The organism is Kitasatospora sp. NBC_01302 (assembly GCF_035976515.1).
GTDB lineage: Bacteria > Actinomycetota > Actinomycetes > Streptomycetales > Streptomycetaceae > Kitasatospora.
Genome location: NZ_CP108406.1, coordinates 76191 through 102871 on the forward strand (window position 1 = coordinate 76191; position 26681 = coordinate 102871).

The window sequence follows — 26681 nt, forward strand, 5'->3', positions numbered from 1 at the left end:
AGCCGGCTACGCTCAGCGGCTTGACGCGATCAGGGTTCGCCTGGTGATGAGAGCCGATCGAAGTCGACCTCGGTGGGACGGCCCAACGGTCCAGATCACGCGGCACCACTTCGCGGCTGGGCAGCTGGAGCTGTGCACAGCGGGACGGCGTCCGCGCGCTCGGCGCGGGCCCGGCGCAGCGCCCGGGCATGGGAACTCTCGGAGGTCGCGGCCCGGGCGGTCTGGTCACGCAGCTCGGCCTGGTGGTCCAGGGCCTGGCGGAACGTCTGCTCCGGCTCCCTGTGGTTGGCCAGGGCCTGGTCCTCCCGCTGGATCGCCTGTTGGATGTTGGCCGCCGGGCGCCCGTCGGGCTGGGCCTGGCGGTGGGCGGCCATCGCGCGCTGGTAGCCGACACACCGTTCCCTGGGCTGCGAGGCCTCGGTCACGACTGGGGCCGCGCTCTTCGGCACCACCGGCATGCTCAGGTCGGCGCCCGCGGCGGTGGCCGGGGCAAGCACGCGGACCGAGCGGACCGCCCCGGTGCCGGCGTGGGCGTTGATCCGGGCGAGCAGCGCGGTGGAGGTCAGGCGCAGCTGGGCGGCCCAGGCCGGGGAGGCGGGGCGCAGGTCCAGCTGGCCGGTGGCCGCGGTGAACGCGACGGCCTGGACGTGGCCGGCGAGTTCGGGGGCGATGGCCGGCCAGTCGGCGAGCACGCTGCCGCCGACCACGGGCAGGTCCCAGGCCCGGTCGGCCATGAGGGCCTGCAGGGCGCCTGCGAGCCCGACCGGGTCGCGGCCGTCGGTCCGGCGAACCCGGACGGTGGTCTTGGCGCGCTTGGCCGCGAGCTGGTCGACACCGTTCCTGCGGGCGGCCTGGTGGGCCGCGTTCAGGGCGAGCCTGGCCAGGTCCGCCCCGGACCCGGTTCCGGAACCGGGTCCGGGGCGGCATGCGGCGGTGCCGGCGCCTACTCGGTGTGCTGCTGAAGCTGCTCCAGGACGTCGTCCATCAGGGTGGCGAGCTGGTCGGTCACGCCTGCCCCCAGCCGCCGTGGACGACCATCCGCGACCCGTACGCGGGGGCTGTCTCCTGGAAGGAGAGCAGCTTGTCGACGACTGCGTTCGTGTACAGGCGGCGGGCATAGTCCTCGCCCTGGGACTCGATCGCCGTCATCACCAGGTCCGGGTAGTGCTGCGCCAGGCCGCGCAGGTGCCGCACCTCCTCGCGGGTCAGGTCCTTCAGGAGCATGCCGGGGTCGTCCTCGCCGTGCACGGTGGCGCCTGCCTCCTCGCCGGGGGCCAGGGCGCAGCCGGACACCGCGCGGATGACAAGGTTGCGCACGTGCTGGCTTCGCGGCTGCGCCCAGGCGCCCTCCCACTCCTGGTGCCGCCCGGCGGTAGCGCGGCGGTTGTCCAGCCAGGCCTCCACCAGGCGCTTGCGCTTGGCCGGGGTGTCGCCGGTGGCCAGCGCGCCGCGCAGCCGGGCGGCCAGGAACGCCGACGGCCGCCGCACCCGGTCCGGCTCCTGGCGCAGGTCCAGCCAGGCCAGCACCTCGTTCACGGTCCAGCCAGCGTCCGAGAGCTCCCGGGTCACCCAGGCCACCCGCGCCACGGTTGCCTTGGACAGCCACGGCACCCGCTGGATCAGCTCGAAGGCCAGCTGGTAGCGCCGACCCACCCGGTTCAGGACGCGCCGCTTCGGCTTGCCCGTCCGCTCCGGTCGCTGCTGCTTGCCCGGGGTGAAGGAATCCTCAGTCCCGGCAACGAGCTTGCTCTCAGAGGGGAAGTGGGTAGAACGGTCAGTTGAAGACGTACAGTAACCACTCTCCATTGGGGTGCAACGGCAGTCGGCTCCTGAGGCGCTGTCAGCGGCCTGTGACACCTGTGACGAAACGGGGCCAGCGATGGCCTGAGAGGCCGTCACTGAGCCCTTGGCGGTGCTCTTCGGGGCCGACTTCGCCCGGGGCGCCCGGACCTTGCGCGAGGCCCGCTTGCCGAGCAGCGCCATCACCGCCCGGCCGGCCTCCGCGATCCCGACCACCCGCCGCCGAGAACCCTCGCCGACCGTCCGGATCCCCAGCGCCTGGTCGAACTGAGGCGGGATCACCAGCGCGAACTCCGACGCCTGCGGCTTCTCGCCCCGCCGCCGCGTGCCCTTCACGATGTAGGCGATCAGCCCGGCCTCCCGCAGCATCTGCAGCTGGTACTGCGCGGTCCGCTCGACCACGCCCAGGCGCCGGGCCAGGTACTCCACGCCCGGACGGCACGGCGACAGCTCCGCCAGCAGCTGCGCGGTCCGGATCGCGGTCCGGTCGAGCTTTTTCGGCCCGTACTTCCGGGCGGGCGCGTACAGGCCGGACCCGACCGCCCAGTGCACGCCCTGCATCCAGGTGTACGGGTCCGGCGCGATCCGGCCGCGCGTCGTCTTCACCCACTGCTCCGCCTCCGGTACCCACAACCGGGGCAGCACCGCCGAACACGGAACGAACCTCGAGACGGCCTTCGTCACCGACCCCACGACATCCGACGAGACGCCGGCCGACTTCTGACGCTGGCCGGGAACCGTCAGCACGGCCGGAACCGCGTGCCCCTCGCGCTCCCGTGTGACACCGACACCATCACCCGAACGTGTGATGTGCAGCACACTCGGATCGAAGTGCACTGCAGTTCCGACAACCGGTCCGCCAACCCGTCCGCCAACGAATCCCAAGGCAGGAACGGGGGAGGTGATCTCTCCCCCCTCCCCTCCCGCATCGCGCGAGCTCAAACCGGGGACACCACCGCCGACGACGGGGACGCCGCAAGACTGGAACAGCCCGCTGACCTGCTGCAAAATGACAAAGCTCCCTCAGCTACACGGGGACGCACCAGCGCCCCTCGGGAGTGCTGACAAGAAGCACCCCTCGTGGGTGTGGACACACAGGCCCCTCACGGGGGCGAAACCCGATCGGCGACCTCCTGTCTGTCTTCTGGTGGTTGGTGGATCTGGTTGCAGCCGAGGCCCTTGGCGGGGCCCCGACTGCGGGTACTGCGAAGGCCCTGGGAAGGGTCGGAGTAGTGCGTACTGCGACCGGACTTGGATGGCCGGCTGTGGTGCTGACTGCAAGTGGCCCTGGCTAGGGGCCGGTTGTGGTTCCTCTGGAAAGAAACCGCTGGTGGTCGGTCGGAAGCCGATCCCCCAGCAACCCGCTCAACGGTTTGGAAGCCCGAGAGCAGGTAGAGCAGGAAGGCCGCGTTGATCCGGGGTGGAAAACCCGGGGGAGCGGCCAGCGGAGCAGGACCCGTGGAAAGGTCAGGCCCCGCGAACAACGGCTAGGTCACAGCACACCCCCGCAAGGGGGCAGCAGGCCCGGCCGCACACACGACGACGGCACCCCGCCGGAGCGAGACCGACTCGGTCGCTCCACGGCGGGGTGCCGCGCGTATGCCAGGACCCGGCTACGGGTACCCTTCATCACGTCACCACCTCCCGTGTGGTTGACCGGGACGGGCCCCTGCCAGGGGGCGCCGATCCGCTTCACCGCCGTCCGGGCCCTCGGGTCCGGACGGCGAAGTCGTTTTTGATCACTGCTCGGCACAGCCTACCCCTGCGGTTAGGACGCGGAGTAGCGCTACGTTCACCGTGTCGATCTGACGCCCCGGCCATCAGACGGCCCGACAAGTTCGTCTCCGTCCTATCAGGCTGTCTGGTCGTCAAGGCCGTGTTCTGCGAGGTTGGCGGGACGTTGAGCCACCCAGCCCGATCCTCCGACCTCGGGGTCGAGAACAGCGCGCACGTGCCGGAAGCCCTGCTCCGCGTAGTACTTGTGGAGTCGGGTGTTGCTGGTCCAGGCGTCGAGGCGCAGCCACCGCGCACCGCACCGTGCTGCCCGATCCCCAGCCCAGTCCAAGAGCTGAACACCCAGGTCTCGCCCGGCGAACCCCCTGTCGACAGTGAGCTTGTGGACATACAGCGCATCGTCCTGAAGCTCGCGGGGCGTCCAGAGAAGAGGGTCGGCTGCCTTGTCGAGCGTGATGGTTGCTGCGAGTTCGGCCTCCGCGGACTCTCGGACGACGAAGACCTCCCGAGCCCGAATGCTCTGCGCTATGTGGTCGCTCGGGAAGTCCGTCGACCACTGGTCGCTGCCGAGCGTGGCCAGCCACGCTGCCGCATCGCTGCGGAACTGCGTCAGCCGAGGCAGGTCGGTGAGTTCAGCACAGGTGACGATCACTTTGTGGCCTCCCCGTCTTCCTCGGTGCGCCGGTGCCGCTCGTAAACGATCACGTGGCGGTCGCCGGGCAGAAGGCAGATCGTCACCTGGATCGGTCGGCCCTCACGGTCGTGGCCGGTGCTGATCAGTTCGGCCATCGGCGTGCCAGCGGGAAGAGCGAGCCGCTCCAGCTCAGCCGGCCGCGGCATCCTCGGGTAGATCTCGTCGAGTGATTCGACGAGATCGTGGCCGAGCTCGGCCAGGACTTTGTTGGTGCCGCGCTCGACGCTGCCCGGCGTCATCCACTCCGAGCCCTCAACTATCCGGTGGGGAACGTAGGAGTCGTCGGTGGCGAAGGGCATGTCGTCGGCGAAGCTCGTCCGCCGGCGGACCGCCACTCGCTCGCCCGGGGCGAGCTGCAGTCGCTGCCGTACGGCCTCGTCCGGCACCACGACACCGACCTCAATGGTCTGCGTGCCGTCGCGCCCCTCGTCGTGGAGCAGGTTGGTGAAGATATCGACGGCTGGCGGCTTGCGCCGGAATTCGCTCTGCGGTCGGTAGACCAACGGCCGCCACTCGCGGACGTACACGCCAGACCCTTGGACGGACCTGACAACGCCGGCGGCCTTGAGCTTGATGATTGCCTGCCGCACGGTTTCGCCCGTGACGCTGTACTTCTGAGCCAGCTCCCGCGTGAGCGGGAGCCGGTCGCCAGGCCGCAGTCGGCCAGAGTCGATCTCCTCGCGCAGGTCTTGCGCGATCCTGTCGGCTGCGCCTGGGCGCCGATGATCACGAGCAGCAGTCATGCGAGGAGAGTACCCGATTTCGCTAGCGAAGTCTGCGGGAGGGGAGGAGCTGATGTTGCCGAAGGCCAGCTTGATGCCGGCATCGTCGGGAATTCCAGGTGGCTCCGTGGAACTCGGTGTGGAACTCGTAGGCCCACTCAGTCACGCAGCGACTCGCAGTGCAGTGGAGTAGTAGCAGCTCAGGACAGCTTGGGCGCCCGAGCCTTGAGCTGTGACGATGCGTTGGAACCGGGCCGAGCGCAGGTCGCCGGCTGTCGCGATGCGCGGTCCCTGCGACTCGGGCGGGCAGTAGCCGCCGCCGTCTGTGGTGAGTCCGGAGAGCACGGCGGGCCGGCTGCCGATATTGGTGAGCAGCGTGTCGCAGGCGTAAGCCGCGGTCGAGCCGTTCACGGCCTCGACGTCGACGATGTAGCCGCCGCCGGGGGCGGGGTTGACCGTGACGTGGCGTGCGCGGCGCAGCTGGGCTCGGGAGTCGTGCTGCACTTCGGCGACCTTGTAATCGTCGCCAACCGGATGGACGACCAGGAGCTGCCGCTGCACGTCGGGGTGAGCCCGCAGCCAGGTGCCCAACGGTCGGTCACCGCCCAGGACGCACGTGCGGCCCTTCAGGTCTGTGGGCCGTGCTCGCCAAAGCGGTGCCGGATCCAGGGATGCCGCCGCGGAGATCCAATCGGCCTCTGCCGGAGTGACCGACGAGACGCCCGTGGCCGCGATCACTGCGTCCCCTGTGACCACAGAACCGCTGTTCAGAGTGACACTGGCTGACTGGCCGTCGGCAGAGACCGCGACCGCGCGGTCCTTGACGACCTTGCAGTGACCGGATTCTTGGATCCGCTGGATATCCCGGGCCACGGCGTTGGCGAGCGAGGGCCCGTCGGCCCAGTCACCGGGCACGTTCGCGAGGGCCCCGATGACTTGCAGCCGGCCGCCGATGTCGTTGCTCTCGATCAGGACCGAGCGCAGGCCCAGACTGGCTGCCATCAGTGCTGCCGCGCACCCAGCGGGACCGCCGCCAACAATGACCAGGTCTGGGTCGCCGCACGGAGTGCTCACGAGTAGGCCCTTTCGGTGCTGGGCAGGCGTGCGGTGGCGTCGTGGCTCGTGATGAGCTGAGTGCTGCCGATGTTGCGGCGGGCGAGGAGCAACGCTGCTGAGTGGTACTCCTCGCCGCCGCTTGATGCGCAGGCATCAACGGCGATCCATTGGCGGAAGCCCGAGTGGTAGGCGCCGATGGCGCTGTCGTAGACACAGGAGGCCGCGCCCTGGCAAAGGCCGGTTGGACCGATCTGGTCTTCGCGGGCATCGACACGGACTGATGCAGTGCCGTCGGAAGGACTGACGGCGACCAGCTGTGATCGCGGAGCTCATAGGCCGACAGGACGTACTGCGGATCCTCGACTTTGGGCTGGCCGGGGACCGTGGCGTCCAGGAGAGCATTGAGGCTGGCACCAGCCCATGCTCGATCGGTCGGGTATGTGCGGTAGCGCCACAGGGCGAGTTCGGTGATGTTCCCGAGCGTCAGCTCTTCCGCCAGGTGAACCACGGACACGCCGCAGGCCAGCAGGTGCGCGGTCGCGGAACTTCCTGTCGGGTGTTCCAGTGGCAGGACTCGCTGTTCCAGGCCGCCGGGTCCTTCCGGATGAGGCAGCGCGTTCTCGAACGCAGCCTGGACCTGTGGTCCCACGTACACGGGGATGAACTTGTGGGAGACCACCACGAACGGCCCGGCCAGCTCGCCGGGCTCCCCTGCGGTGCCCACCGGCAGGGCGGCCAACTTGGCGTAGAAGGTCTCGCGCTGCCCCTCAGACGCTAGATCCAAGGTGCGGCTCAGCACCTCTTGCATCTCGTCGTTGCAGGTCAGGCCGTCCCCTTGCTTCCGCCATTTGGTGACGGTGCGGGGATCCACTCCAGCTTCCTCGCGAACTCGCGGATCGAAAGCTCGAGCGTCTCCTGGAGTAGCCGCGCCTTCTGGCCGGTCCACCGGATCGCCGTGTCCACGGCCACCTCCCTTCTTTCCGCGCTGGTGTGGGCCTTGCTCAGTTCCACAGCAGTGCCACGCGGGAGACTCGCGCCCACCCGTGCTGCTGTGGATCCTGATTGACGAACAGTCACGTTCGGAGCACTCAAGGCCATCGCTGAAGCAATTTCACTAGCGAAGCCCTTGACGGTCAAGGCCGAGACCTGTTCACTAGTGAAGTCAGGAGGCCGCCTAGCGGCTCTCCAAGGCTCCCGAGTGCCGCCCATCAGGGCTTATTTGGCGTGCCTTCGTTCCACCGCGAAACCGCAGGTAGTCGCCGCCCACAGTTCGGGTGCCGGGTAGCTCCACCAAACCCATGCGACTGCCTCGCAGCAGTGCTGATGCGCTGTCCGCTCCCCCAGGGCGCCGGGATTCCCGTGCGGCCTGGCGGGCGGAGAGAGCACCGCAATGCGGCCCTCATCTCCCTCCGCACAGACGAGGAGCACCTGATGACCACCTCGACCGCGATCCCCACCGCCCGGCAGCGCAAGAGCCGGACCCGCACCACGAACGTCTCCAGCAAGCCGCCGCTCCTGGTGTCGCAGCTCCCGCCCGCCAGGGTCCAACTCACCCACCGCGCCGAGGTTCTGGCCTGCCCGGCCTGCGACACCTGGTGCCCGCTGACCCTGGACAAGGGCACCAAGCGCTGGAAGGTCTCCCCGCACCACACCGCGAAGGCCGGCACCCCCGGTGCCCGCCGCTGCGGCAACAGCAACCGGCTGGTCGTCATCGACGTGACGCTGGTCCGGCTACAGGAGCAGCAAGTTGAGGCCAGCGAAGGCCTGGCACGCCTTGAGCTCGGGGCGCTGGTCGTCCTTCCCGGACTTGGTGTCGGCGAAGATGCGCCGGCACCCGGCGGCGTTCAGCGCGTCGAGCTGCCGGTCGAGGATCTGGGATCCGGTCTGATCCGGGCGTAGCCGATCCGGATCTCGCAGACCGGACCACAGTCCGCGAGGACGACATCCACAACCTGCGGCACGATCCGGCCCTGCGCAGTGCCCTGCAAGCGCTACTCCCGGCCTACGATCACATCCTGCTGGTCCAGTACACCCCGAACCCCACCGACGTCTACGTTGCCCTGCCCATGATGGAGGAGCTCCCCACGGGAGAGAGCCGCTGGGACATCGAGCACGGGCAGCGGACCCTGCGCACCCACCCCTACACACCGGCGACCGCCGCGACCGTCTGGCACCGCGGGCTCCTGTGCCCGATCCATGAGAGCGACGAGACGCAGCGCAGCGAGCGCTTCCCCTTGGCTGGCCTGATCCTCACAGCTGGCCGCTGCGAGGCGACGGCCGCGCCCGAGGACTTCGTCCAGGCCGTGTCGGCGACCCGAGCCCGCTCCCGGTCGCCGACACACCCCACTCGTCTGAGGGCCAGGCCCTGGCCGCGGCCGCCGAAGCACTGCGCGCCTCGCTGCCGCCGGTCCTCAAGATGCCCAGCCAGGACGGGGCCGCTGTGCCTGCCATCCGCCAGGCGCCGGAGGCCGCCGAGGCTCCGGGCAACCCGCCCGGTGATCAACGCCGCTGCTACCGGTACCGGTGGGCGCTCTGGAAGAGCGGAGGCTGGTGCAGGCGGCGTCCCGGAAGGGTGGGGACTGTACCTGGGACCTGTCCGCACACACTCTTGGGAGGCATGGTGAGCGCCGCACCCGTGCACGGCCACCACGACGACCGGCAGCCGATCGCCCGCACCCAGGACGGTGTCGCGGCCGCGTTGCCGCCGGCGCAGCGGATGGAGTTCTACCGGGAGATGGGCGAGGCCTCCGACGAGACGATCGGCGGCGTGCTGCGCCGCTGGTGGCTGCGCGCCGAGCTGTACCGGGACCCGGAGGGCGACCGGATCCACGACGAGATCCAGGCCGGCACCGCGCCCGGCGTTTCGGCTGCCGCGTTCCTGCGTCAGCTGCGCGCCCGGTGAGCGAGGACGAGTTCGGCGACGACGCCGACGACCTGGACGATCCGCTCACCCTCTCGCCGGCCGTGCAGGACCTGCTCGGCGATCCCACCGTGCCGCCGAGCATCTACGTCTCCCGGATCCTGCGCGCCGACTGACCGCTAGGGACTGTTCTGAATTCGGATCATGAGTTCGTGGATTCGGGTGCTTCGGCGGTGCTGTTGCTGGTAGAAGAAGGCCATGACACGCGGAGATCTGACGGACGGTGAGTGGGAGCTGGTCGAGCCGTTTCTGCCGATGGCGGCGACAGGGCCGATCCCGGACCTGCGGCGGCAGTTCGATGCGATCATGTGGCGGTTCCGGGTGGGCAGTCCCTGGCGGGACGTCCCCGAGCGGTACGGCAACTGGTCCACGATCTACGGCCAGTTCCACTCCTGGGCGCTCAAGGGCGTCTTCCAGGCCCTGATGGACGGGATGATCGCTGAGGCCGCCGCGCGCGGCCAGGTCGACTTGTCGCTGGTCAGCGTGGACTCCACCGTCGCCCGAGCGCACCACCACGCGGCCGGGATGGTCGTGGACGCCGAGTTGCTGGAGGAGTTGGAGAAGGCAGTCGCTGAGGAAAAGGGGATCCTGCGAAGGGACAAACCGGGCCGGTAGCCGACCAGGGCAGTGCTGCGGACGAGGCCGCGCGGGAAGGAAAGCGCCGCATGCGTCGGCGCCGCCGGGCGCGGCTCAAGGCAGCCGCGCTGGGGCGTTCGCGGGGCGGGCTGACCACGAAGACCCATCTGGCGGCCGAGCGGCGCTGCCGTCCGCTGTCCTTCGTGGTCACGCCGGGCCAGAGTGCGGACAATCCGCAGTTCGCCGCCGTCATGGACAAGATCAAGGTCCGCGGCCCGGTCGGCCGGCCCCGCACCCGCCCCGACGCGGTCTCCGCCGACAAGGCGTACTCCGCCCGCGGCACCCGCATCTACCTGCGCAGACGCCGCATCAAGGCGGTGATCCCGGAGAAGGACGACCAGGCCGCCAACCGCAAGAAGAAGGGCAGTAGCGGCGGACGGCCCGTCAGCCACGACGCGGACCTCTACCGCGACCGCAACACCGTCGAGCGCGCCATCAACAAGATCAAGAACTGGCGGGGCCTAGCTGTACTGACCACGGAGGTTGGTGACAGAGCTCACGGCTGGGTGATCTTGAAATGAGTGAGGGCCTTCTGGCTCGGTGTGGATTGCGACATCTGCACCGACTTCAGAAAGGCCCTCATGCCACACCGTAACGCACCGCTGACCGAGACCGGACGCCTGCGCCTGGCCCGCTGCGTGGTCGAGGACGGCTGGCCCCTGCGCCGGGCCGCCGAGCGCTTCCAGGTCTCACCGACCACGGCCAAGCGCTGGGCCGACCGCTACCGTGCGCTCGGCGAGGCCGGGATGGTCGACCTCTCCAGCCGGCCCCACCACAGCCCCCGCCGGACCCCGACCCGCACCGAGCGGCGGATCATCAAGGTCCGCGTCCTGCGGCGCTGGGGTCCGGCCCGCATCGCCTACCTCCTGCGACTCAACCCGGCCACCGTGCACCGGGTCCTGACCCGCTACCGCCTCGCCCGCCTGGCCCACCTGGACCGCGCCACAAGTCGGCCGATCCGACGCTACGAACACAGCGCGCCGGGCGAGTTGGTCCACGTCGACATCAAGAAGCTCGGCAACATCCCCGACGGCGGCGGCCACAAAACCCTGGGCCGCCAGGCCGGCCGCAAGACCCGCTCCGGTGCCGGATACAGCTACCTCCACAACGCCGTGGACGACCACTCCCGCCTGGCCTACAGCGAGATCCTGGCCGACGAACGCAAGGAGACCGCCGCAGCGTTCTGGACCCGGGCGAACGAGTTCTTCGCCCGGGCCGGGATCACCGTGAAGCGCGTGCTGACCGACAACGGCTCCTGCTACAAGTCCCACCCCTGGCGCGATGTCCTCGCGGCGGCCGGGATCACCCACAAGCGCACCCGGCCCTACCGCCCGCAGACCAACGGCAAGGTCGAACGCTTCAACCGCACCCTGCTCGACGAATGGGCCTACGCAAGGCCCTACCGCACCGAGCAGGAACGACGCGACGCCTACCCCACCTGGCTCCACACCTACAATCACCACCGCGGACACACCGCACTCGCAGGCAAGCCACCCGCCAGCCGCGTCCCCAACCTCACGGGTCAGAACACCTAGCCGCCGATCAGGTGTCGGGGGTGAGGCGGACCGGGGAGCGGATCTCGTCGGGCCTCAGGAGGTTGTGGAGCAGCAGGGTGTTGTCGCGCACCCGGATCACGGCCAGCGACTCGCGGGTGCTTCTCTGAACTACGAGACAGGGCCGTCCTCCGGCGAAGCGGGTGAACAGTGAAGTCGTGGATGCCCGCAGGAGTGGATCGGACTATCTGGTGCGGTTGTGGAGGGTTCCGAGCAGTGTGCGACCGGTGAGTTCCCGGTCGGCGGCCAGCAGGTAGGCGACGGGCGAGTTCTTCACCTGCTGGCGTCGAGCTTTGAGCTTTCCAGCGAGGTAGGGCACGAGTGTCACGGCCACCGCGGCGCTGGCCACTGCGACTTGCCCGCCTGCTGCTGCGAGGCTGCCGAGAACAGTGCCGGCTGCGGCATTGAGGTCGATCTTCTGGACTAGGGGTGCCAGCTGATGACTCCACGCCGAGGCCCCGCAATGCCCTGCGCAGATCGTTGAGTTGTGGTCGTGTTCTGGTCTCGTAGAGCGCCCGGAGATGGGCTGATGCCACCGCCAGGCTCTCCACCTTGGCGATGGCCTGCAACTCCGTGCCCAGCCCCGCCACGTGCTCGTGGAACGCGGCGAGCTCGGAACGGTGGGTCTCGCGGAAGCGGATGAGCTTGCTGGTCGGTACGCGTTCCAAGCCGTTTGGTTCGATCACAGTTCGCAGTGCCACATGAATCGCTGCGGGTTTGACCGAGACTCCTTCTCTTGGAAGGATCGATTCCGTTATGAGGAAGCCATACCCCAGTGAGGTCCGGGAGCGGGCGGTACGCCTGGTGCTGGAGACCCGCGATCAGTACGAGACCGAGTACCAGTGCATCCGGTCGATCGGCGCCAAGCTCGACGTGGGCCCGGAAAGCCTGCGCAAGTGGGTCCGCCAGGCCCAGACCGACGCCGGCGCCCGGCCGGGCACGACGACGGAGGAATCCGCGGCGATGAAGGCGCTCAAGCGGGAGAACGCCGAGCTGAAGCGCGCCAACGAGATCCTCAAGGCCGCGGCGTCTTTCTTCGCGGCCGAGCTCGACCGGCCACACACGCTCGTAGCGTTCATCGACGAGCACCGGGACCGCTTCGGCGGAGTCGAGCCGATCTGCAGGACGCTCACCGCGAACGACTGCGGCATCCACCCCAGCACCTACTACGCCCACAAGAGCGGCACCACCTCCGCCCGCGCCCGCCGCGACGCCGAAATCGTCCCGATCATCAAGGAGATCCACGAGAGCAACTACGGCGTCTACGGCTACCGCAAGGTCTGGGCCGAACTCAACCGGCGCGGCCACACGGTCGCCCAGTGCACGGTCTCCCGCCTGATGAAGGCAGAAGGACTGTCAGGAGCGGTGCGCGGCAAGAAGATCGTCACCACCGTCTCGGACAAGAGCGTCGACCGGGCGCCCGACCTGCTCCAGCGCAACTTCGTCGCGAGCGCACCGAACCGCGTCTGGGTGGCGGACTTCACGCACGTGGCGGCGTGGGCCGGCACCGTCTACGTCGCCTTCGTCGTCGACACCTTCTCACGGCGGATCGTCGGCTGGTCGGCGGCCACCAACAAGCAGACCCCACTGATCCTCTCAGCCCTCGAGATGGGCCTGTGGCAGCGGGACCGCTCCGGATTCCCGGTAATGCCAAGGGAGTTGATACACCACTCCGATGCCGGCTCGCAGTACACGTCGTTCCGCCTGGCAACCCACCTGGCCAAGGAGAAGATCGCCGCGTCCATCGGATCGGTCGGAGACGCCCTGGACAACGCCCTGATGGAATCGACCATCGGGCTGTACAAAACCGAGCTCATCAAGCGTCAGGGCCCCTGGCGCACCCTTGCCGACGTTGAGATCGCCACCGCAGAGTATGTCGACTGGTTCAACTCCACCCGGCTCCATAGTGAACTCGGCCACACCCCACCCGCCGAATACGAAGCCAAGTACTACAGCCAACAGCCAAACCTGCAGGTCACAGCCACAATCTAGAGCCTCTGAAGAACCCGCAGCGATTCAACATGCAGGTAGGCGCTTTCGACGTCCTCCACTGCCGGCACGCGTACATGGTCGTTGAACACCAGGGCCGTGAGTCGGTCGAGTGCGCCGACCGCGCTGTGCATGCGCGGGTCGTCGGTGGCCAGTGACAGCGCCTCGCTGCGCGCCATGGCGTCAGCCAGCACGGCCAGGTAGATCGAGCCGAGCTTGGGGTGCATGCCCACCCACGGTCCGTCCGACGGTATCGCCAGGCCGATGTCTATGAGCGATCTCCGCAGACCGCCATCCATCCTCGCACCCGGATCGTCGACGTAAATCCAGGTCAGAAATTCCGACAGAGGTGGCATTTTCGCAATGTGCTGCGTCAAGGGGGGCTCATAGCCGCGCCACCCGGCCAGGCGTACCTGGCCATACCCCAAGGGAGTCGCTACCGGCTCCGTCAGCCCGTACTGGTCCAGGAGAAGAGCAGGTGCTGCGTCGAAGATCTCACCGAAAGACTCTGCAACGATGTGCAGCACGGTTGGACTCGGTGCAGTCTCCACGATGAAATCGGTCTCGGCGCGCAACTGACGGACGAGATCCCCGTCTCGGTCTTCCATCACATTCGGACGCACCCGGGCGAGGTAGTCCCAGGTCAGCAGCGCGAGCCTCAGCCAGTTGTCGTCCTGGAAGTGCATCCAGGGGTAGTACAGCGCGATCGACGGCATCGTCACTCCATCTGGGTGATTGCTAACAGTGTGTCAGGAACGTTGCCGATCCTCTAGGGTTCCGTGGTTGGCGGTTGCGATGGTGGGAATCCCGAGGTCGACGACGTCGCGGTTGGCAATATGGCGGCCGAGTTGCGCGAGCTTCTCCTCGGCTCCGGCCAGGCTGACACGAAGCCCCTCGACCTCGCCGAGCCAACCTTCGCGCTCGGCCTCGGCGATGCGAGCGATGAGGTTCTCGCGGATGTCTTCGAGATGGTGGCATTGGGCAGGGTCCGGGCGGAGGAGCGAGCAACGGACACAAGCGTGTTCATGGATGCACGGGGTTCCGAAGGCGCGGCCGCAGGTGCCGATCGAGAGCTTGCGTTTCTCGAAGTGGCCGAGGAACTCGTCCCACTCGGCGCTGGTCGGGGTGCGGTATTCCTCGCTGGGCCGCAAGGATCTGCGGCGCGCGATGAACGCGCGGTGGGCCTCGATCGCCTCCGTGGGGTAGGTCGCCTTGTAGGTCATCGTGGTCGAAATGCTCTTGTGGCCGCAAATGATCTGCGCGATGTGCGGCGGTAGGCCGTTGGAGACCGCGTCGGTGACGAACATTCTGAGGAAGTCGTGCGGCGTGCAGGTGAGCGCTGTGCCGTCGGCTCGGGTCAGGCCGATGTTCTGGAGGGCCCGGTTCAAGAGCGTGCGGATGCTGCCGGCCGTCATCCTTCGGCGCTCTCCGCCGCGCAGGTATTGGAACAGTAGTGGCATCGGCGGGTGCTATACCCTCTCGTGGCAGTCGTAGGCCGGGACGGCTGGCACGGCCCCTGACCGCGGAGCAGTTCCGCGCCGCGCACTGGAACCCGCGCGAGCGACTGCCGGCTACGCCGCAGGAGCTGCGGGAGCTGCTGGGCCGCGGCTACACGGCCCGCTGGTTGGATCTGGCGGCGCGGATCGTGCTGGAGGACCTGGGCGAGGACCTGCCGGATCGGCGATGGGTGGTGCCGACCCGGGCCCGGCACCACTGGCTGGAGCTCTTCGCGCACTGGCGCGACCGGCGGGGCGACGCGCAGGCGGTCTGACCCGAGCAGCGACGGGCGCGCGGCATTGCCGCGCGCCTTTCCCTTTTGACACTCAAACGAGACGGGCGTAGTATTTGGTTATATCGTACTGTTTGGGAGTAATTTCGTGAGGATCAGCATCGAGGGCGAGCGGGTCGAGGTGCACGACGACCTCGCCCGGGCGCTGCTCGCGGCTCTGCGTGATGAGCAGCCGGTGAAGCCGCCGCAGGCATCCACCTTCGACGACCTGACGGCCCTGGTGGACTGCATCAGCCGGGTCGCCCAGCGCCTGAACGTGGTCAAGGAGTTGGCGATGTCGCGCGCGGACGCGACCGGTAGCTACTCCAACCGGCGCGCCCTGGGCCTGGCGGCCGGCATGGCGCCCTCCCAACTTGGCCGGGTACTGGAGGGCCACGGACTGCCGCGCGACCGCCGTGCAGGCGGCGTGGACCTGGCCGTGGCGTTCCGCACCACCGACGACGGCGTGCTGCACCTGGCCGCCGAGGAGGACGTGGCCGGCCTGCCCTCGTTCACCCTGCCGTTCAACCCCGCCCACGGCGTGGTGGAGCCCACGGAGTTCGCCGGCCGGGAGCTGCTCTTCTACTACCGGCCCCAGGTCCCGATCGCGGTGGCCGACCTCGGGCGCACCGCCGGCTACACCCTGCGTCCCGAACGGGGCCCGATCGCCTGCCTCACCGAGCAGGTCTTCGACGCCCTGTTCGGCGACCCCCGAATCGACCCGACCCGACCCAACGGACGCTGAGGAGCGACCCACCGATGTCGGATGACCTGTTCAACTCCGTCGATGCCCTGCTGGCGGCCGTGAACACCGGCCTGCCGCTCCCGACGGAGCGGGCGCGGCTGCGCCTGGCGGCCGGGCTGACGCCCGCGCAGATCGCGGCGGCTCTGCGGGTGGACTCGGCCAAGGTGTTGGGCTGGGAGGACGGCAGCGCCGTTCCGGGCCCGGACATCGCCCCGGCCTACGCACGGCTGCTCGCGGGCCTGGCGGAGCGCTTCCCCGCCCCCGCGCAGCCCACCACCACACCAGCCCCGGCCGTGCCGCAGGCATTCACCGGCCCGGCGCCCGTCCAGGATGCCGCCGACGGCCTGGTGGTCCCGCTGCTCGACCAGAACCCGGACGGCTCGCTGGTGATGGGCCCGGCGGCGCCGTGCGTGCAGTGCGGCCAGCCCTCCGTCTACTGTGCCCAGGGCCGCCCGATGCACCTGGGCGGGTTCTGCCGCCCCGCCGCCCCGGCGCCCGAGGCCGCCACTGCGGCAGTCACCCAGCAGCCGGCCCCGGTCGCCCCGGCTCCGGCGGACCAGGCCCCGGTCGCCCCGGCGCACGTCGCCGCCCCGGCCGCGCCCACGGCCGCTGCTCCTGCTCCTGTCGCCTCGGTGCCGGTCCGGCCCGCGACCACCGCGTCCCCGGCCAAGGCGCGCCCGGCGACGTCCCGTCCCGCTGCCCGTCCGGCTGCTCCGCGTCCGGCCGCCACGGCTGCTGCGCGTTGGTGGCCGGCGGTCGCGCTGGACGTCGCCGAGGATGGCGGCTGGGTGCTGGATGTCCCGCAGGTTCCGGCCCCGGCCGGGCCGAAGCTGGGCGACTGGTTCGCGTGGCTGGGCACCGGGCTGCCGCTGCGCGTGGAGCGCGCCCACCCGGCCGGACGCGGCGGTGACGGCATGGTCTGCCTGACCGCTGCTGCGCTCAAGCAGCTGGGCCTGCCCGCCGTGCTGCCGACGACCGAGAAGGCCCTGACCGCGCTCCAGGCCAAGCTGGCGAAGGCCGCCGCCACGGTCGGCATGGAGATCAGCGACCAGATCGGCCCGAGCTTCCACGTCTTCCGCCGCACCGGGTCGGCCGGCGGCCCGAAGACCTCGGTCCGGGTCACCGTGGCGCCGTGGCTGGGCCAGGGCGACGGCCGCCAGCAGGCCGTCAGCGCGCTTGTCGCCCCGCTGGCCACCGCCCCCGACGGCACCAAGGACGGACCCACCCTGACCCGCCGCTACCGGGCCTTCACCGCCGACCTGGGCGCCGCGCCCGGGGCGACGACCGCCTCCACCGCGATGCTGCTCCTGGACGCGGTGCGCCCGCGCGTGGAGTGGACCAAGGACGAGACCACCGGCGAGTGGTCTTCCCACCCGCGCGAGGGCGCGCTGCCCAGCGGCGACCTGTGCGTGCCCCAGGCCGCAGGGGCCCGCCACCCGCTGACCCGCGAACTGCTCTCGCGCGGCGAGGCGGTGTGCGAGGAGGAGGACTACAAGTGGTGGGCCCGCGAGCTCACCGAGCAGGAGGCCGGCCGCCCGTGGGCGGTCGCGGTCGACGTCTGCGCCTCCTACCTGTCCGTCACCGACTCCCTGCGCCTGCCCATCGGCCCACTGGAGCGCGTGAGGAACCCGGCCTGGGACGGCGGCAAGACCGCCGGCCTCTGGTGGTGCGACTTCACCACCACGGATATCGATCCACTGCTGCCGCACCCGGCCACCTTCCACGGCCAGCCGCCCACCGGCCCGGGCTGGTACGCCACCCCGACCGTCGCCTACATGGCCACCACCTACGGCTTCGACCCGGCCACCATCACCGCGGCGGACCTGTCCACCCACACCGCGCCGCTGCTCAAGGAGTGGACCGGCCGGGTGCGCGGCGGCTACAAGCGCGCCTACGCCGACCTCGGCCTGACGGACGGCCAGGCCCCCGAGGAGTTCTTGGCCGCCTACGCCGTCCACAAGGACACCGGCACCGACCCGGTGCGCGCGGACGCGCTGGTCCTGGCCGGGCTGTACAAGAACATCTACAAGGGCGGCATCGGCAAGTGGTCCGACTCCGCCCGCCACCTCGACGACCAGACCTGGCTGGAGAAGGTCGCCGCGTCCTGGTCCTACCGCCCCGAAATCCGCTTCACCATCATCGCCGCCGCCCGCATCGCCGCCCACCGCCGCCTGCGCAAGACCCTCCAGCTCACCGGCCGGGCCCCGATCGCGGTCAACGTCGACTCCTACCTGTACGCCACCGACGCCCCGTCCCCGCTGGAGCTCCTGCCGGTCAAGGACGACGGCACCCCGGTCCCCGGCGCGCTGCGCCTGGGCATCGCCCCGGGCAGCCACAAGCACGAGTCCTCGATCCCGCTGCAGGCGGTGCTTGAGGCGATGGAGCGCCGGGAGCACCCCTCCAAGCTGGTCCACCACTACACCACCGACGGCACCCCGATCGACCAGGAGCAGCCCGGCACCGACGCGGCCAGCACCGGCAACGACGATGAGGAAGGCGGGAACTGATGGCGGGCGGGTTGTTCGGGCGGGTACGCGAGGCGCTGTTCCCGTCGCGGAAGGCGCCGGTGCAGTCCACCACGCAGGCCGGCCAGGTACGGGACCGCAAATACGGCGGGAACACCAAGGCCATGGCGGCCGCCTACGGCGTCTCGCCGCGCACGGTACAGCGCTGGATCGACGGCTCCCGCCACCCCACCAAGCCCCAGTACGTCGACCAGCTGCAGCGCGAGGCGGTCGACGTGCAGACCACCGAGCGGGGCCGGGAGCGCAAGGCCAAGCAGCTCGCGCAGCGCGGCACGATCTCGGGGATTGGGGCCCGGGTCGGCCGGGCCGTGACGTTCGAGATCCGCGGCTCGGACGCCGTCCGGGCCCGCGACATCCAGCTCAACCTGACGGGCGAGCAGGCCGCCGCCCTGGCCGTCGCCGAGGACGAGAACGAGGTGCGCGCGATCATCGGCCAGGCCCTCGCCGACTACTTCAACGGCGGCGCCGGTTACGGCGGCTTCGGCCCGGACGACTTCGAGTTCGATCCCAACGACTTCGACCTGAACTGACCACCAACCACGGGACTGAGCACCCCAGTTGGCGAGTTGAACGTCCGCAACGAGACAAGACAAGGTGACAAGCCCCATGGACGATGAAGTCGAGCCGGAGTTCCGGTCGGTCGGCGCTGAGATCCTGTGCCATCCCGAGGTGGCCGATGAGATCGCCCAGCGTCTACGGGATGCAGTCGGCGAGATCCTCGCCGATTACAGCGAGGACGAGATTGCCGACTACGGCACGGACTGTGTCCGCCGGACTTGGCGGAGCACGGCCATGTCAGAGATGCCAAACTAGCCGACCCAGCAGCCTGGTTCGTGGTCGGCTCCGCCCAAACAGCCGCCGTGATCCGATCGGGGCCAGTACTGCGGCCAGTCCGTCCGCGACCAGCTCATCAGGGCCACGGAGGAGCAATTCGGCCCGGAAGCGGCGCCCGCCAGCGCAGTAGAATTTCCGAACCGAATTCACGGCACCCCTCGGAATCCGTGCTCCGCAGCAATTCCCGAAGCACGCGACCGCAGAAATACCGACCGGAATTCCAAGGACGAGGACGGAATCGCGATGACGCACAACGGCCACCGAAACAACCACGGCCAGGGCGACAGCGCCCAGGAAGACCTCACCGAGCGTATCCGGACCACCCTGCGCACTACCTCCATCAGTGCCGATGGCCTGCCCGACAAGGTGGCGCGTCATGCGGTCAATGGGGACCACGGACACACGTTCCTGGGCACCTGCGCGCTGTGCGCCGCTGACGTTGACGCCTTGGCAGAGGCTCTCACCGTGCTCGTTGAGGACGAACTGGTAGCAGCAGGCGCGCCAACTGCAGCATCAGCGCGGCAGACATCGCGGCCGTCGGGCCCGCCCAGGCACGACGCGTCGGCCGCTACCAGGGAACCGGACCGGCCGGCCGGGCGCGATTGGCGCGAGGAACTGGAGACCACCCGCCTGGCCCGCCTCGCCGTGGCCGGGCTGTGCCGCGATCTGGCGGCCGGGGCCGACCCGCGGCTCCCGCCCGGTCCGGGGCTGGCCGCGCTGGTGGAGGAGTTCGACCGGATGCGGGCGGCGCTCGCCGCGTCCTGGCACCGGGCGGCGGACCTGCTGGAGGCGACCCCGCACCACCCGACCGCGCTGACCGGACCGGCCTGGTACGGCCGGGGCTGGGACGACGCGGTCCACCACCTGCGGGACCTGGCCGACGGCATGAGCTGAGCCGCCCCCAACCACCCACGTCCTGACGACCCGAAAGGCCGGCCCTTGACCGCCGACACCACCACCGCCCCCCTGCCCGACCGACTCCCGGCCGGTGCCGGACCGGGCGCGCAGCGCTCCCCAGCCATCTCCGGCATGCCGAGCTCCCCGCCGGTGCTGGTCCTGGATCCCGGTGCGCTGACCGATCCGGCGGAGCGGGAGCAGGCGTTCGCGCAGCTGCTGCGCCACCAGGCCCAGGTCCTCACCGCCCGCCTCGGCCTGGAGGAGGGGGACCGGGTGGAGCTGCTGGAGCCGGTGCACGCGACGTGGATCGACGAGGACTTGGCCGCCGAGGAGTACTGGGAGGAGGACGCCCGCGTCCGTGTGGACGTCCCGGCCGGCGCCCTCGGCGTCATCACCCGGGTCCGCTGGTACCCCACCCCGTGGCCGTACGTCGTCGCCTTCGACCGCGGACCCGAGTGCGCGGTGCGCGACCTCCAGATCACCCGCTGCGCCGACCAGTCGCTCACCCCGGCGAAGCCGCCCACGCCGGCCCCGGAGCCATGGACGCGCTGACCGCCCACCACCAGGCGGTGGCCGCTGCCGTTGAACCTGTGCACCGCCACCTTGGGGAGGAACCGATGGAGAACCAGAACCCCGCCGCGAACCCGCCGGCTTCGTACACCTGGTGGGGCGAGGTCCCCGCGCACCTGGTCACCCGGACCCGGCTCGCCGAACTGGACCTGCCCCGCCAGCCGGGCGGCCCGGTGCGCGCCACCATCTCGACCCGCGACCCGCTCGGCAAGAAGGCCACCTACGACCTGTACGACCTGAACGAGTCGGTGCCGACCACGGCCACCGTCGCGCAGCTGGCCGCAGCCGCCGCTCGCCGCACCACCGGCGCCCGCACCTGCGAGCAGTGCGGCGCCCGCCCCGAGATCCCCTGCACCAAGCTGGACGGCTGGCTGCTGTGCCGCGCCTGCGCCCACATCGCCCGCCTGCGCGCCAAGCAGAAGGAAGCCGCCGAGAAGGCCACCGCGGCCACCGACTGGGCCGCCCGGCTCCTGGACGACGAGCACCTGGCCGTCGTCGCCGTCGAGTACACCCACCGCCCGCCCAGCGACACCGGCAAGGCCCGCACCCCGGCCGCCGCCCGCATCACCGCCATCGACACCGCCGGCGCCTCCCTGTACGACACCACGCTGCGCCTGGTCGGCCCACGCACCAAGGGCGTGCCCGAGGGCGCGGTGGACCCCGAGGACGCTCTCGCCGCGCTGCGCGAGATCCTCGCGGAGCGCAACGTGCTGGTCTGGGACACGGAGTTCACGCCGTTCTTCGACGCCCTGCGCCGGCTGAAGGAGGTCACCCGGCCCGACCCGTTCCCCTCCGGCTACAAGCGCCAGCAAGCCATGCTCTGGGCCGTGCTCGACTGGCGCGCCGACCTCGACCCCCGCACCGGCCAGCACCACATGCCCGCACCTCCCACCACCGCCGAGCGCACCCTCTACCTGCTGCGCCAGCTCGCCGGCAGCCCCGCCGTCCAGCACCTCGGCGAAGCGCCCCTGCCGGGTCTCTGACCCCGCACCAGCAATCAGCCGGCGGCCGGGCCCAGCACACGCTGCGCCCGGCCGCCAGCCCGTGAACGCCATCGAGGAGAACACCGTGCACCCGTCCCGGCCGTTGCTCGCCCTGGACGTCGACGGCGTCCTGTCCCCCTACGGCGCAGGCCGCCTGCCCGGCTACGTTCCGCACCAGGTGCGCCCGCAGGCGTGGGTGGACTGGTCCGCCATGGTCTACCCCAGGCCGAGCCACCTGGTCGTCCAGCTCAACCCGGCCATCGGCGAGCGACTGGAAGCGCTGCCGTTCGACCTGGTCTGGGTGTCGGCCTGGACGGAGCAGGAACTCGCCGCCCTGCTCGGCCCGCTCGGCTTCACCCAGGCCCCGCCGCACGCCGACCTGAAGGGCGCCACCCAGCGCACCTTCTTCCTGCGCGTGGACGACCCCGGCGTCAGTCCCGACGCCAAGGGCGACCTCTACTGGCGCTCCCAGGACGTGCTGGGCTGGGCAAATCGCCAAGACCGGCCCCTGGCCTGGCTCGCCCCGCACTTCCCCAAGACGGTCCGCCGCGACTTCGCCGACGGCCACGCCGCCCCCGTCCTGCTCCACGAAGTCGACCCGGCCGCCGGCCTGACCGACGCCGACTTCACCGCGCTCACCTCCTGGGCCGAGAAGGTCGCCGCACTGGAGCCGGCCCCAGCCGTGGTGCCGCGCCAGTGCCGGGACTGCGGGGACCGCTCGACCACCGTGATCGCCGGACGCCGCGAGGACCGCGTGCACGCGGCCTGCGGCTCCTGCTGCGAGTGCTACTGCCCGATCGGCGACGGCAGCGACGCCTTCCAGTCCTGCGGCGACCTCGAGTCCGAACGCTGCACCCGCTGCGGCTGGTGCCGGATCTGCGGCTGCGGCTGCTGATGTCAGGTCGCTCCGGTGCGGCGTCCCCGACCGGGGCGGCTGCGCTGGGCGGCGCGGACCTGGTCGGCGTCGTAGAGGGCCTGGAGGCGGCCGGCCTTGCTGGGGCGGTGGTCGACGGCCGTGACGCCCCAGCGGGACAGGGTGTGTCGGGCGCTGCCGGCGGAGGCGGCGCCGATCAAGTCGGCCACCTGAGCGGCGGTGATCAGGTCGCGGGGCGCGGCCGCGGTGGCGGCGATGACGGCGTCCAGGTCGACGCCGTGGACCGCGCCGCGGACGTCGGCGTCGATGGCGGGGTGGGGCCCGCGCAGTTCGTCGCCGTCCAGGGTGAAGCCGCGAGGCAGGACGGCGGCCACCGCGTCCCGGTAGTGCCGGGTGACGAGGTCGACCACGGTGGTGTCGGCGCCGAGTCGCCCTCGACGGCGCGGCGCAGGGTGGGGAAGTCGTAGCGTCCGGTGGCGTGCAGGACGTCGCAGTGGTCCCGGCCCCACCGGTCCAGAGCGGCGCGCACGGTGGCCTCGGGGGCCTGGTCGCCGGTGATCGAGCGCCAGGTCGCGTACAGCCGGCTGTCTCCGGGGCCGAGCCGGTAGGGGGCGGCGATCTGCCAGAAGTAGGCGACGCCGTCACCGTCGGGGCCGTCAACGGCGCGTTCCAGGACGCTGCGGTGCAGCTCCAGCAGCGCCTGGCGGCCGCCGTCGGCGGGGACCAGGCGCTCGCCCTGGACGGCCAGATCCGACGCGGGGCCGTGGAAGACACGACCGCGCAGCGCGAAGCCCTCGGGCAGCCCTTGCTCGATCGCGCGGCGGTAGGCCCGCTTGGCCGCGCGCACCTCATAAGCCCCCAGGGCGTCGACTGCGGCCAGCAGCAGCCCGGCCCGGTCCTCGGGGCCGTGCCCGGCCCACAGCTCGGACCACACGGCTATGACCGCCGTCCCGGACGCCGCGCTGCTCATCGTGCCGATGCCTCGTCTCTGCCTCGCCGGACCACAAACGCATCCCCGGAGAATCACTCACCTGAGTCGTTCTGCCAGGACTCCGCGCCATTCGGCGATCAGGAACCGCCCGGCGCACCCTAACAGCGCAGGTCACAGCCCATCAGAGCCCGGTAGCCACCAGCTACACGGCCGCACCGTCTGTCCACAGGTGATCAGAACCATGGTGAAGCCATGACCAACAACAGCGAGTTCGACGCCGCAGCAGCCCAGAACAGCGCGGCCGGGCAGGCCGACGCCCCAGGGCCGGTCGGCCGGCCCGACCGGGGCACCAGGAGCGAGACGGCGATGCCGGCCTGCCACCCCCAGCAGTGCCACCAGGATTCGGCCCACCCCTCCGGGCAGGGGGATGGTGAGGACCTGGAGAAGCGCTTCCGCTTCCTGCTGCACTACCTGGAGTTCCACGGCGGGCTGAACAGCACCGTGCAGGCGCAGGCCATCGACGAGACCCTGTTCTGGTTCCTCAGCGAGGACCCCGTCTTCCAGGATGTACACCGGGCGGTAGAGACCAGGCTCGTGGCGGCCTACAACGCCAGGACCGGCCCCTACGCCATCCCGGAGTAACGCGAAGCGTCCGGCCTGCCCCACTACAACGCCGTGCGCGTCGAGGGGGACCGCCTGCTGCTCTTCGTCGGCGAGCCCAAGACCCTTGTTCAGGACGGCAACCGGACCGTGATCGCTCGGGTCGTGGACCTGGAGGCCATGGGGCTGCGTGGCCACGGGCCGCAGGGCTGACCGGTAGCCATGCGGCCCGTGAACGTGCTGCACCCGGCTGCACAGGACCCTGGCAGTACATCGCGGCGACGGTGCTCCCAGGTGTTGTGTCCCTCCTGGGGGGACACAACACGCGCGGAATGTCGGTATGGCCGACGTATCTGTCGGCATCACTGACATACTGCTGCCGCGAACGTGATCACTGAGGAGAGGAGCAGCAGGTGGCATCCGAGCCCGAGGAGGGCCGACTGTCGGACGCCAAGCGCGCTCCGCAGCCGCGGCCCCCCGCCGACGACGCACTCCAGGCGTGGAGCCGTCCGGTAGCCCCGGTGAAGGACCTGGACGACGTCGCACGGCGCTACCCGGGCCGGAAGCTGACGCTGGAGGGCGAGCGGAACCCGCTGGAGTTCTACGGCACCCCGGAGCGGCCGAATGCCTTCAGCATGGACTCGCTGGAGTTCTTCTTCCTGATCGCCCAGTTCTTCCGCGAGGCACTGCCGCTGCGCCTGATCCTGCTGCTGATCGCCTGCCAGCGCGCAGGCGGCCGCATCTACCTGACGCAGGAGGAGATGGGCACCGTCCTCGACGTCTCCCGCACGAAGGCCTCCGAGGCTCTGCAGGACGTCATGGGCCACGGCATCGTCTTCAAGGTGAAGCGCGGTTGCTACCAGTTCAACCCGCCCTTCTCCTACCGGGCAGCCGAGTACATCCCCGGCACCGAGACTGCGGGACGCAAGGCCGAGTACATTCGCGTCGAGCAGTCCGACACACTCAACAATATCCGCGAGGACGTCACGCTGCCGGAACTGGTGCGCTACCCGTCGCTGGAGCACATGCGTAAGGCCATCGAGGACCTGCGCCAGCAGCGGGCCAAGCAGCGTGCCGACCGCCGCCGCAACCGCGCCGCCAACCAGCACGAGGAAGGGACAGAGCAGTGAGCCAGCTGCGATTCGCCGCGGTCAACGCCGACGGCCTCCTGGCCGATCTCGACCTCCCGCCGGCCGCCTACCGCGCGCTCCTCAAGCTGCGCGCCGTCAGCGAGGCCGGCGGCCGGGTCGCTATCGACCAGGGCAGCATCGGTGAACTGATCGGACTCAGCCGCCCCAGCGCCAACGCCGCGCTGCGCAGCCTGGAGCTGGCCAAGCTGGTCAAGAAGGTCCGCAACGGCTTGTACCAGATCAACCCCATGGTGGCCGGCCACAACTCCCCGCAGGACGCGGTGGCGGCCGTCAACGAGATGCCGCAGGAAGACCGCCTGGACACCCCCGGCTTCCTCGACTCCTACCGGCGCGCGGTCGCCGACTACCAGGACCAGCTGGCCCGACAGCGCGAGAAGCGCGCCGCCCAGGCCGCCGCCAAGAAGGCCGCTGCCGCCAGGCGCCGCGGCTCGCTGCACGCCGTCAGCTGACCCTGCCCGACAACGCCGTGCCGCCCAGGCCCCGCCGGCCTGACGGCACGGCGTTCGCATGCCCGCAGACAAGCCGCCTGCCCAGCCGCCGGACCGCCTTCGGCCGGACCCCAAGTCAGTGCCGCTCCGTCGCAAAATCCCACACGAAACGTCAGCAACTTCGACGTTTCCACGGTCTGACTGTCAGCCACGCCGACATTCCGACCGCAATAAGCACCCCCAGGAGAGACACATCGGAAGGGATCTGTCCCGGCTGAGGGGACAGATCCCTTCCCCGCACAGGCCCCTGACCAGCGGTTATGCCGCATCTCCCCTATCTGTAGTAGGGGGAGCGCACCGTACGGGGCGAACGGGTCCGTGCAGCAGCATCGGCCTGCCGGCCGATCCGGCAGTAGCCGCGCCCGCTTCGCTGCGCCCGGCCGGACGGCGGGTTGAGTGCCCTGCCGCCGGACGTGCTGGGCTTCCAGCCGCGCGGGAGCCTCGGCGGGGTCTCCTCCGGAGCCCCGACCCCGCCGGATCCGTTCGCCACCTGACCGTCGCGGCCGAAGGCCAGCCCCACCGTGCCGGAGCCCGGCACCGGTACGCGGTGGCTGACCCACCGCAATTTCGCCGCCATTGTTCGCGGCCTTTTCGCTCAACATTCCCCCTTGCCCTCCCGCCCCGACTGAGGCCGACAAGGCGACACTCGACGGCATTACTGACCTGCCTTTCCGTTGCTATCCATGAGGGGCCGCGAGGCTTTTACGCCCGGTCAATTCTGCGGGATTTACGGACTCCCCGAGCCCCTTCTCCAGCCCCAGAGTCTAGCGGGCTTCTGTCTTTGATGCATGAGAACGGGCGAAGCCCGCCCCTCCACCACCCCAACGAGTGACCCCACCACATGACCACCCGTCACCCAATCACTCCCCAAGGCGCGAAGCGCCTCCACCCACCACCCCAGCCAGTCCGGGCGAAGCCCGGCACCCACCCCCACCCCGCCAAGGGCCGAAGGCCCCACCCTGACACTCACCCAACTCCGCAGCGAAGCGCGGAATTGACCCACCAACACCCAAGCCCGCGCAGCGCCCGCAACCCCACCCGATCGGGCGCAGCCCGATCAGGCCGGCGCAGCCGGCCCGCTGCCCGCGCACCGCGCGGGCAGCCCTCGGCGAAGCCGAGGGCCCCCGGCCAAAGGCCGGGGCAGTACCGGCGCCGACGGCGCCGCGCAGCGCCGAAGGCGCAAGCAACCCGGGCCGAAGGCCCGCGGTTAC

The 26681-nt window shown here is 70.4% G+C and carries 30 protein-coding genes; 20 read left to right on the forward strand and 10 right to left on the reverse strand.

Annotation, left to right across the window (positions count from 1 at the left end):
* Nucleotides 1–95 precede the first annotated feature (95 nt).
* The 6 genes from OG294_RS40585 to OG294_RS40610 all read right to left on the reverse strand — a co-directional run bounded on the left by OG294_RS40585 (nt 96) and on the right by OG294_RS40610 (nt 6969).
* A complete protein-coding gene (locus tag OG294_RS40585; RefSeq protein WP_327072002.1) occupies nt 96–1118 on the reverse strand; it encodes a DciA family protein in 1023 nt (340 codons plus the stop codon).
* Nucleotides 1006–2406 (reverse strand): helix-turn-helix domain-containing protein, encoded by a 1401-nt coding sequence (locus tag OG294_RS40590; RefSeq protein WP_327072003.1) that lies wholly within the window; start codon nt 2404–2406, stop codon nt 1006–1008. The genes OG294_RS40585 and OG294_RS40590 overlap by 113 nt, the downstream gene beginning before the upstream one ends.
* Nucleotides 2407–3652: 1246 nt before the next feature.
* Complete coding sequence (locus OG294_RS40595; RefSeq protein ID WP_327072004.1) at nt 3653–4186, reverse strand: GNAT family N-acetyltransferase; 534 nt, start codon at nt 4184–4186, stop codon at nt 3653–3655.
* A complete protein-coding gene (locus OG294_RS40600; RefSeq protein ID WP_327072005.1) occupies nt 4183–4971 on the reverse strand; it encodes a GntR family transcriptional regulator in 789 nt (262 codons plus the stop codon). Before OG294_RS40600 ends, OG294_RS40595 begins: the two co-directional genes overlap by 4 nt.
* Before the next feature lie 141 nt (nt 4972–5112).
* Nucleotides 5113–6024, reverse strand: coding sequence for an FAD-dependent oxidoreductase (locus tag OG294_RS40605; RefSeq protein ID WP_327072006.1), 912 nt, complete (start codon nt 6022–6024; stop codon nt 5113–5115).
* A gap of 804 nt (nt 6025–6828) precedes the next feature.
* Nucleotides 6829–6969, reverse strand: a complete 141-nt coding sequence (locus tag OG294_RS40610; protein ID WP_327072007.1) for a hypothetical protein — start codon at nt 6967–6969, stop codon at nt 6829–6831.
* Between the two features lie 468 nt (nt 6970–7437).
* Here OG294_RS40610 and OG294_RS41340 point away from each other — a divergent pair, with 468 nt between their 5' ends.
* The 7 genes from OG294_RS41340 (at nt 7438) to OG294_RS40645 (ending at nt 13107) form a co-directional block, all read left to right on the forward strand.
* Complete coding sequence (locus OG294_RS41340) at nt 7438–7905, forward strand: hypothetical protein (RefSeq protein WP_442789401.1); 468 nt, start codon at nt 7438–7440, stop codon at nt 7903–7905.
* 721 nt (nt 7906–8626) lie between these two features.
* Entirely contained in the window at nt 8627–8908 is a 282-nt protein-coding gene (locus tag OG294_RS40620) for a hypothetical protein (RefSeq protein WP_327072008.1), read from the forward strand.
* A complete protein-coding gene (locus tag OG294_RS40625; RefSeq protein ID WP_327072009.1) occupies nt 8905–9042 on the forward strand; it encodes a hypothetical protein in 138 nt (45 codons plus the stop codon). The genes OG294_RS40620 and OG294_RS40625 overlap by 4 nt, the downstream gene beginning before the upstream one ends.
* A gap of 82 nt (nt 9043–9124) precedes the next feature.
* Nucleotides 9125–9541: a transposase gene (locus tag OG294_RS40630; protein ID WP_327072010.1), complete on the forward strand. Its 417-nt coding sequence runs from the start codon at nt 9125–9127 to the stop codon at nt 9539–9541.
* A 50-nt stretch (nt 9542–9591) separates the two neighbouring features.
* Nucleotides 9592–10083 (forward strand): transposase, encoded by a 492-nt coding sequence (locus OG294_RS40635; RefSeq protein WP_442789402.1) that lies wholly within the window; start codon nt 9592–9594, stop codon nt 10081–10083.
* Nucleotides 10084–10143: 60 nt separating this feature from the next.
* Nucleotides 10144–11097, forward strand: coding sequence for an IS481 family transposase (locus OG294_RS40640; RefSeq protein ID WP_327072011.1), 954 nt, complete (start codon nt 10144–10146; stop codon nt 11095–11097).
* Nucleotides 11098–11871: 774 nt separating this feature from the next.
* Nucleotides 11872–13107, forward strand: coding sequence for an IS3 family transposase (locus OG294_RS40645; RefSeq protein ID WP_327072012.1), 1236 nt, complete (start codon nt 11872–11874; stop codon nt 13105–13107).
* Here OG294_RS40645 and OG294_RS40650 read toward each other — a convergent pair.
* Both OG294_RS40650 and OG294_RS40655 read right to left on the reverse strand, forming a co-directional pair.
* Nucleotides 13104–13820 carry a hypothetical protein gene (locus OG294_RS40650; protein ID WP_327072013.1) on the reverse strand — a complete coding sequence of 239 codons (717 nt, stop codon included), beginning with the start codon at nt 13818–13820 and terminating at the stop codon, nt 13104–13106. The genes OG294_RS40645 and OG294_RS40650 overlap by 4 nt on opposite strands.
* Nucleotides 13821–13853: 33 nt before the next feature.
* Nucleotides 13854–14564 carry a tyrosine-type recombinase/integrase gene (locus OG294_RS40655; RefSeq protein WP_327072014.1) on the reverse strand — a complete coding sequence of 237 codons (711 nt, stop codon included), beginning with the start codon at nt 14562–14564 and terminating at the stop codon, nt 13854–13856.
* Here OG294_RS40655 and OG294_RS40660 point away from each other — a divergent pair.
* The 9 genes from OG294_RS40660 (at nt 14558) to OG294_RS40700 (ending at nt 22321) form a co-directional block, all read left to right on the forward strand.
* A complete protein-coding gene (locus tag OG294_RS40660; protein WP_327072015.1) occupies nt 14558–14875 on the forward strand; it encodes a hypothetical protein in 318 nt (105 codons plus the stop codon). The two genes, OG294_RS40655 and OG294_RS40660, sit on opposite strands and share 7 nt — an antisense overlap.
* Before the next feature lie 106 nt (nt 14876–14981).
* On the forward strand, nt 14982–15617 hold the full coding sequence (locus OG294_RS40665) for a hypothetical protein (protein ID WP_327072016.1): 636 nt from the start codon (nt 14982–14984) through the stop codon (nt 15615–15617).
* 14 nt (nt 15618–15631) lie between these two features.
* Nucleotides 15632–18124, forward strand: a complete 2493-nt coding sequence (locus OG294_RS40670) for a hypothetical protein (RefSeq protein ID WP_327072017.1) — start codon at nt 15632–15634, stop codon at nt 18122–18124.
* A complete protein-coding gene (locus OG294_RS40675; RefSeq protein ID WP_327072018.1) occupies nt 18124–18672 on the forward strand; it encodes a hypothetical protein in 549 nt (182 codons plus the stop codon). Before OG294_RS40670 ends, OG294_RS40675 begins: the two co-directional genes overlap by 1 nt.
* 76 nt (nt 18673–18748) lie before the next feature.
* Nucleotides 18749–18955, forward strand: coding sequence for a hypothetical protein (locus OG294_RS40680; protein WP_327072019.1), 207 nt, complete (start codon nt 18749–18751; stop codon nt 18953–18955).
* A gap of 264 nt (nt 18956–19219) precedes the next feature.
* Entirely contained in the window at nt 19220–19870 is a 651-nt protein-coding gene (locus OG294_RS40685; protein ID WP_327072020.1) for a hypothetical protein, read from the forward strand.
* A gap of 45 nt (nt 19871–19915) precedes the next feature.
* Nucleotides 19916–20425, forward strand: coding sequence for a hypothetical protein (locus tag OG294_RS40690; protein ID WP_327072021.1), 510 nt, complete (start codon nt 19916–19918; stop codon nt 20423–20425).
* Nucleotides 20426–20490: 65 nt separating this feature from the next.
* Entirely contained in the window at nt 20491–21426 is a 936-nt protein-coding gene (locus OG294_RS40695; protein ID WP_327072022.1) for a hypothetical protein, read from the forward strand.
* 61 nt (nt 21427–21487) lie between these two features.
* Nucleotides 21488–22321, forward strand: coding sequence for a hypothetical protein (locus tag OG294_RS40700; RefSeq protein ID WP_327072023.1), 834 nt, complete (start codon nt 21488–21490; stop codon nt 22319–22321).
* Nucleotides 22322–22323: 2 nt separating this feature from the next.
* On the opposite strand, the gene OG294_RS40705 is transcribed toward OG294_RS40700, so the two are convergent.
* Both OG294_RS40705 and OG294_RS40710 read right to left on the reverse strand, forming a co-directional pair.
* A complete protein-coding gene (locus OG294_RS40705) occupies nt 22324–22509 on the reverse strand; it encodes a hypothetical protein (protein ID WP_327072024.1) in 186 nt (61 codons plus the stop codon).
* Between the two features lie 14 nt (nt 22510–22523).
* Entirely contained in the window at nt 22524–23270 is a 747-nt protein-coding gene (locus OG294_RS40710) for a hypothetical protein (protein WP_327072025.1), read from the reverse strand.
* Nucleotides 23271–23483: 213 nt separating this feature from the next.
* Here OG294_RS40710 and OG294_RS40715 point away from each other — a divergent pair, with 213 nt between their 5' ends.
* The 4 genes from OG294_RS40715 (at nt 23484) to OG294_RS40730 (ending at nt 25431) form a co-directional block, all read left to right on the forward strand.
* Nucleotides 23484–23873, forward strand: a complete 390-nt coding sequence (locus OG294_RS40715; RefSeq protein WP_327072026.1) for a hypothetical protein — start codon at nt 23484–23486, stop codon at nt 23871–23873.
* A 33-nt stretch (nt 23874–23906) separates the two neighbouring features.
* Nucleotides 23907–24044, forward strand: coding sequence for a hypothetical protein (locus OG294_RS40720; protein ID WP_327072027.1), 138 nt, complete (start codon nt 23907–23909; stop codon nt 24042–24044).
* Between the two features lie 200 nt (nt 24045–24244).
* Complete coding sequence (locus tag OG294_RS40725) at nt 24245–24961, forward strand: hypothetical protein (RefSeq protein ID WP_327072028.1); 717 nt, start codon at nt 24245–24247, stop codon at nt 24959–24961.
* Nucleotides 24958–25431: a helix-turn-helix domain-containing protein gene (locus OG294_RS40730; protein ID WP_327072029.1), complete on the forward strand. Its 474-nt coding sequence runs from the start codon at nt 24958–24960 to the stop codon at nt 25429–25431. The genes OG294_RS40725 and OG294_RS40730 overlap by 4 nt, the downstream gene beginning before the upstream one ends.
* The last annotated feature ends 1250 nt before the right edge of the window (nt 25432–26681 follow it).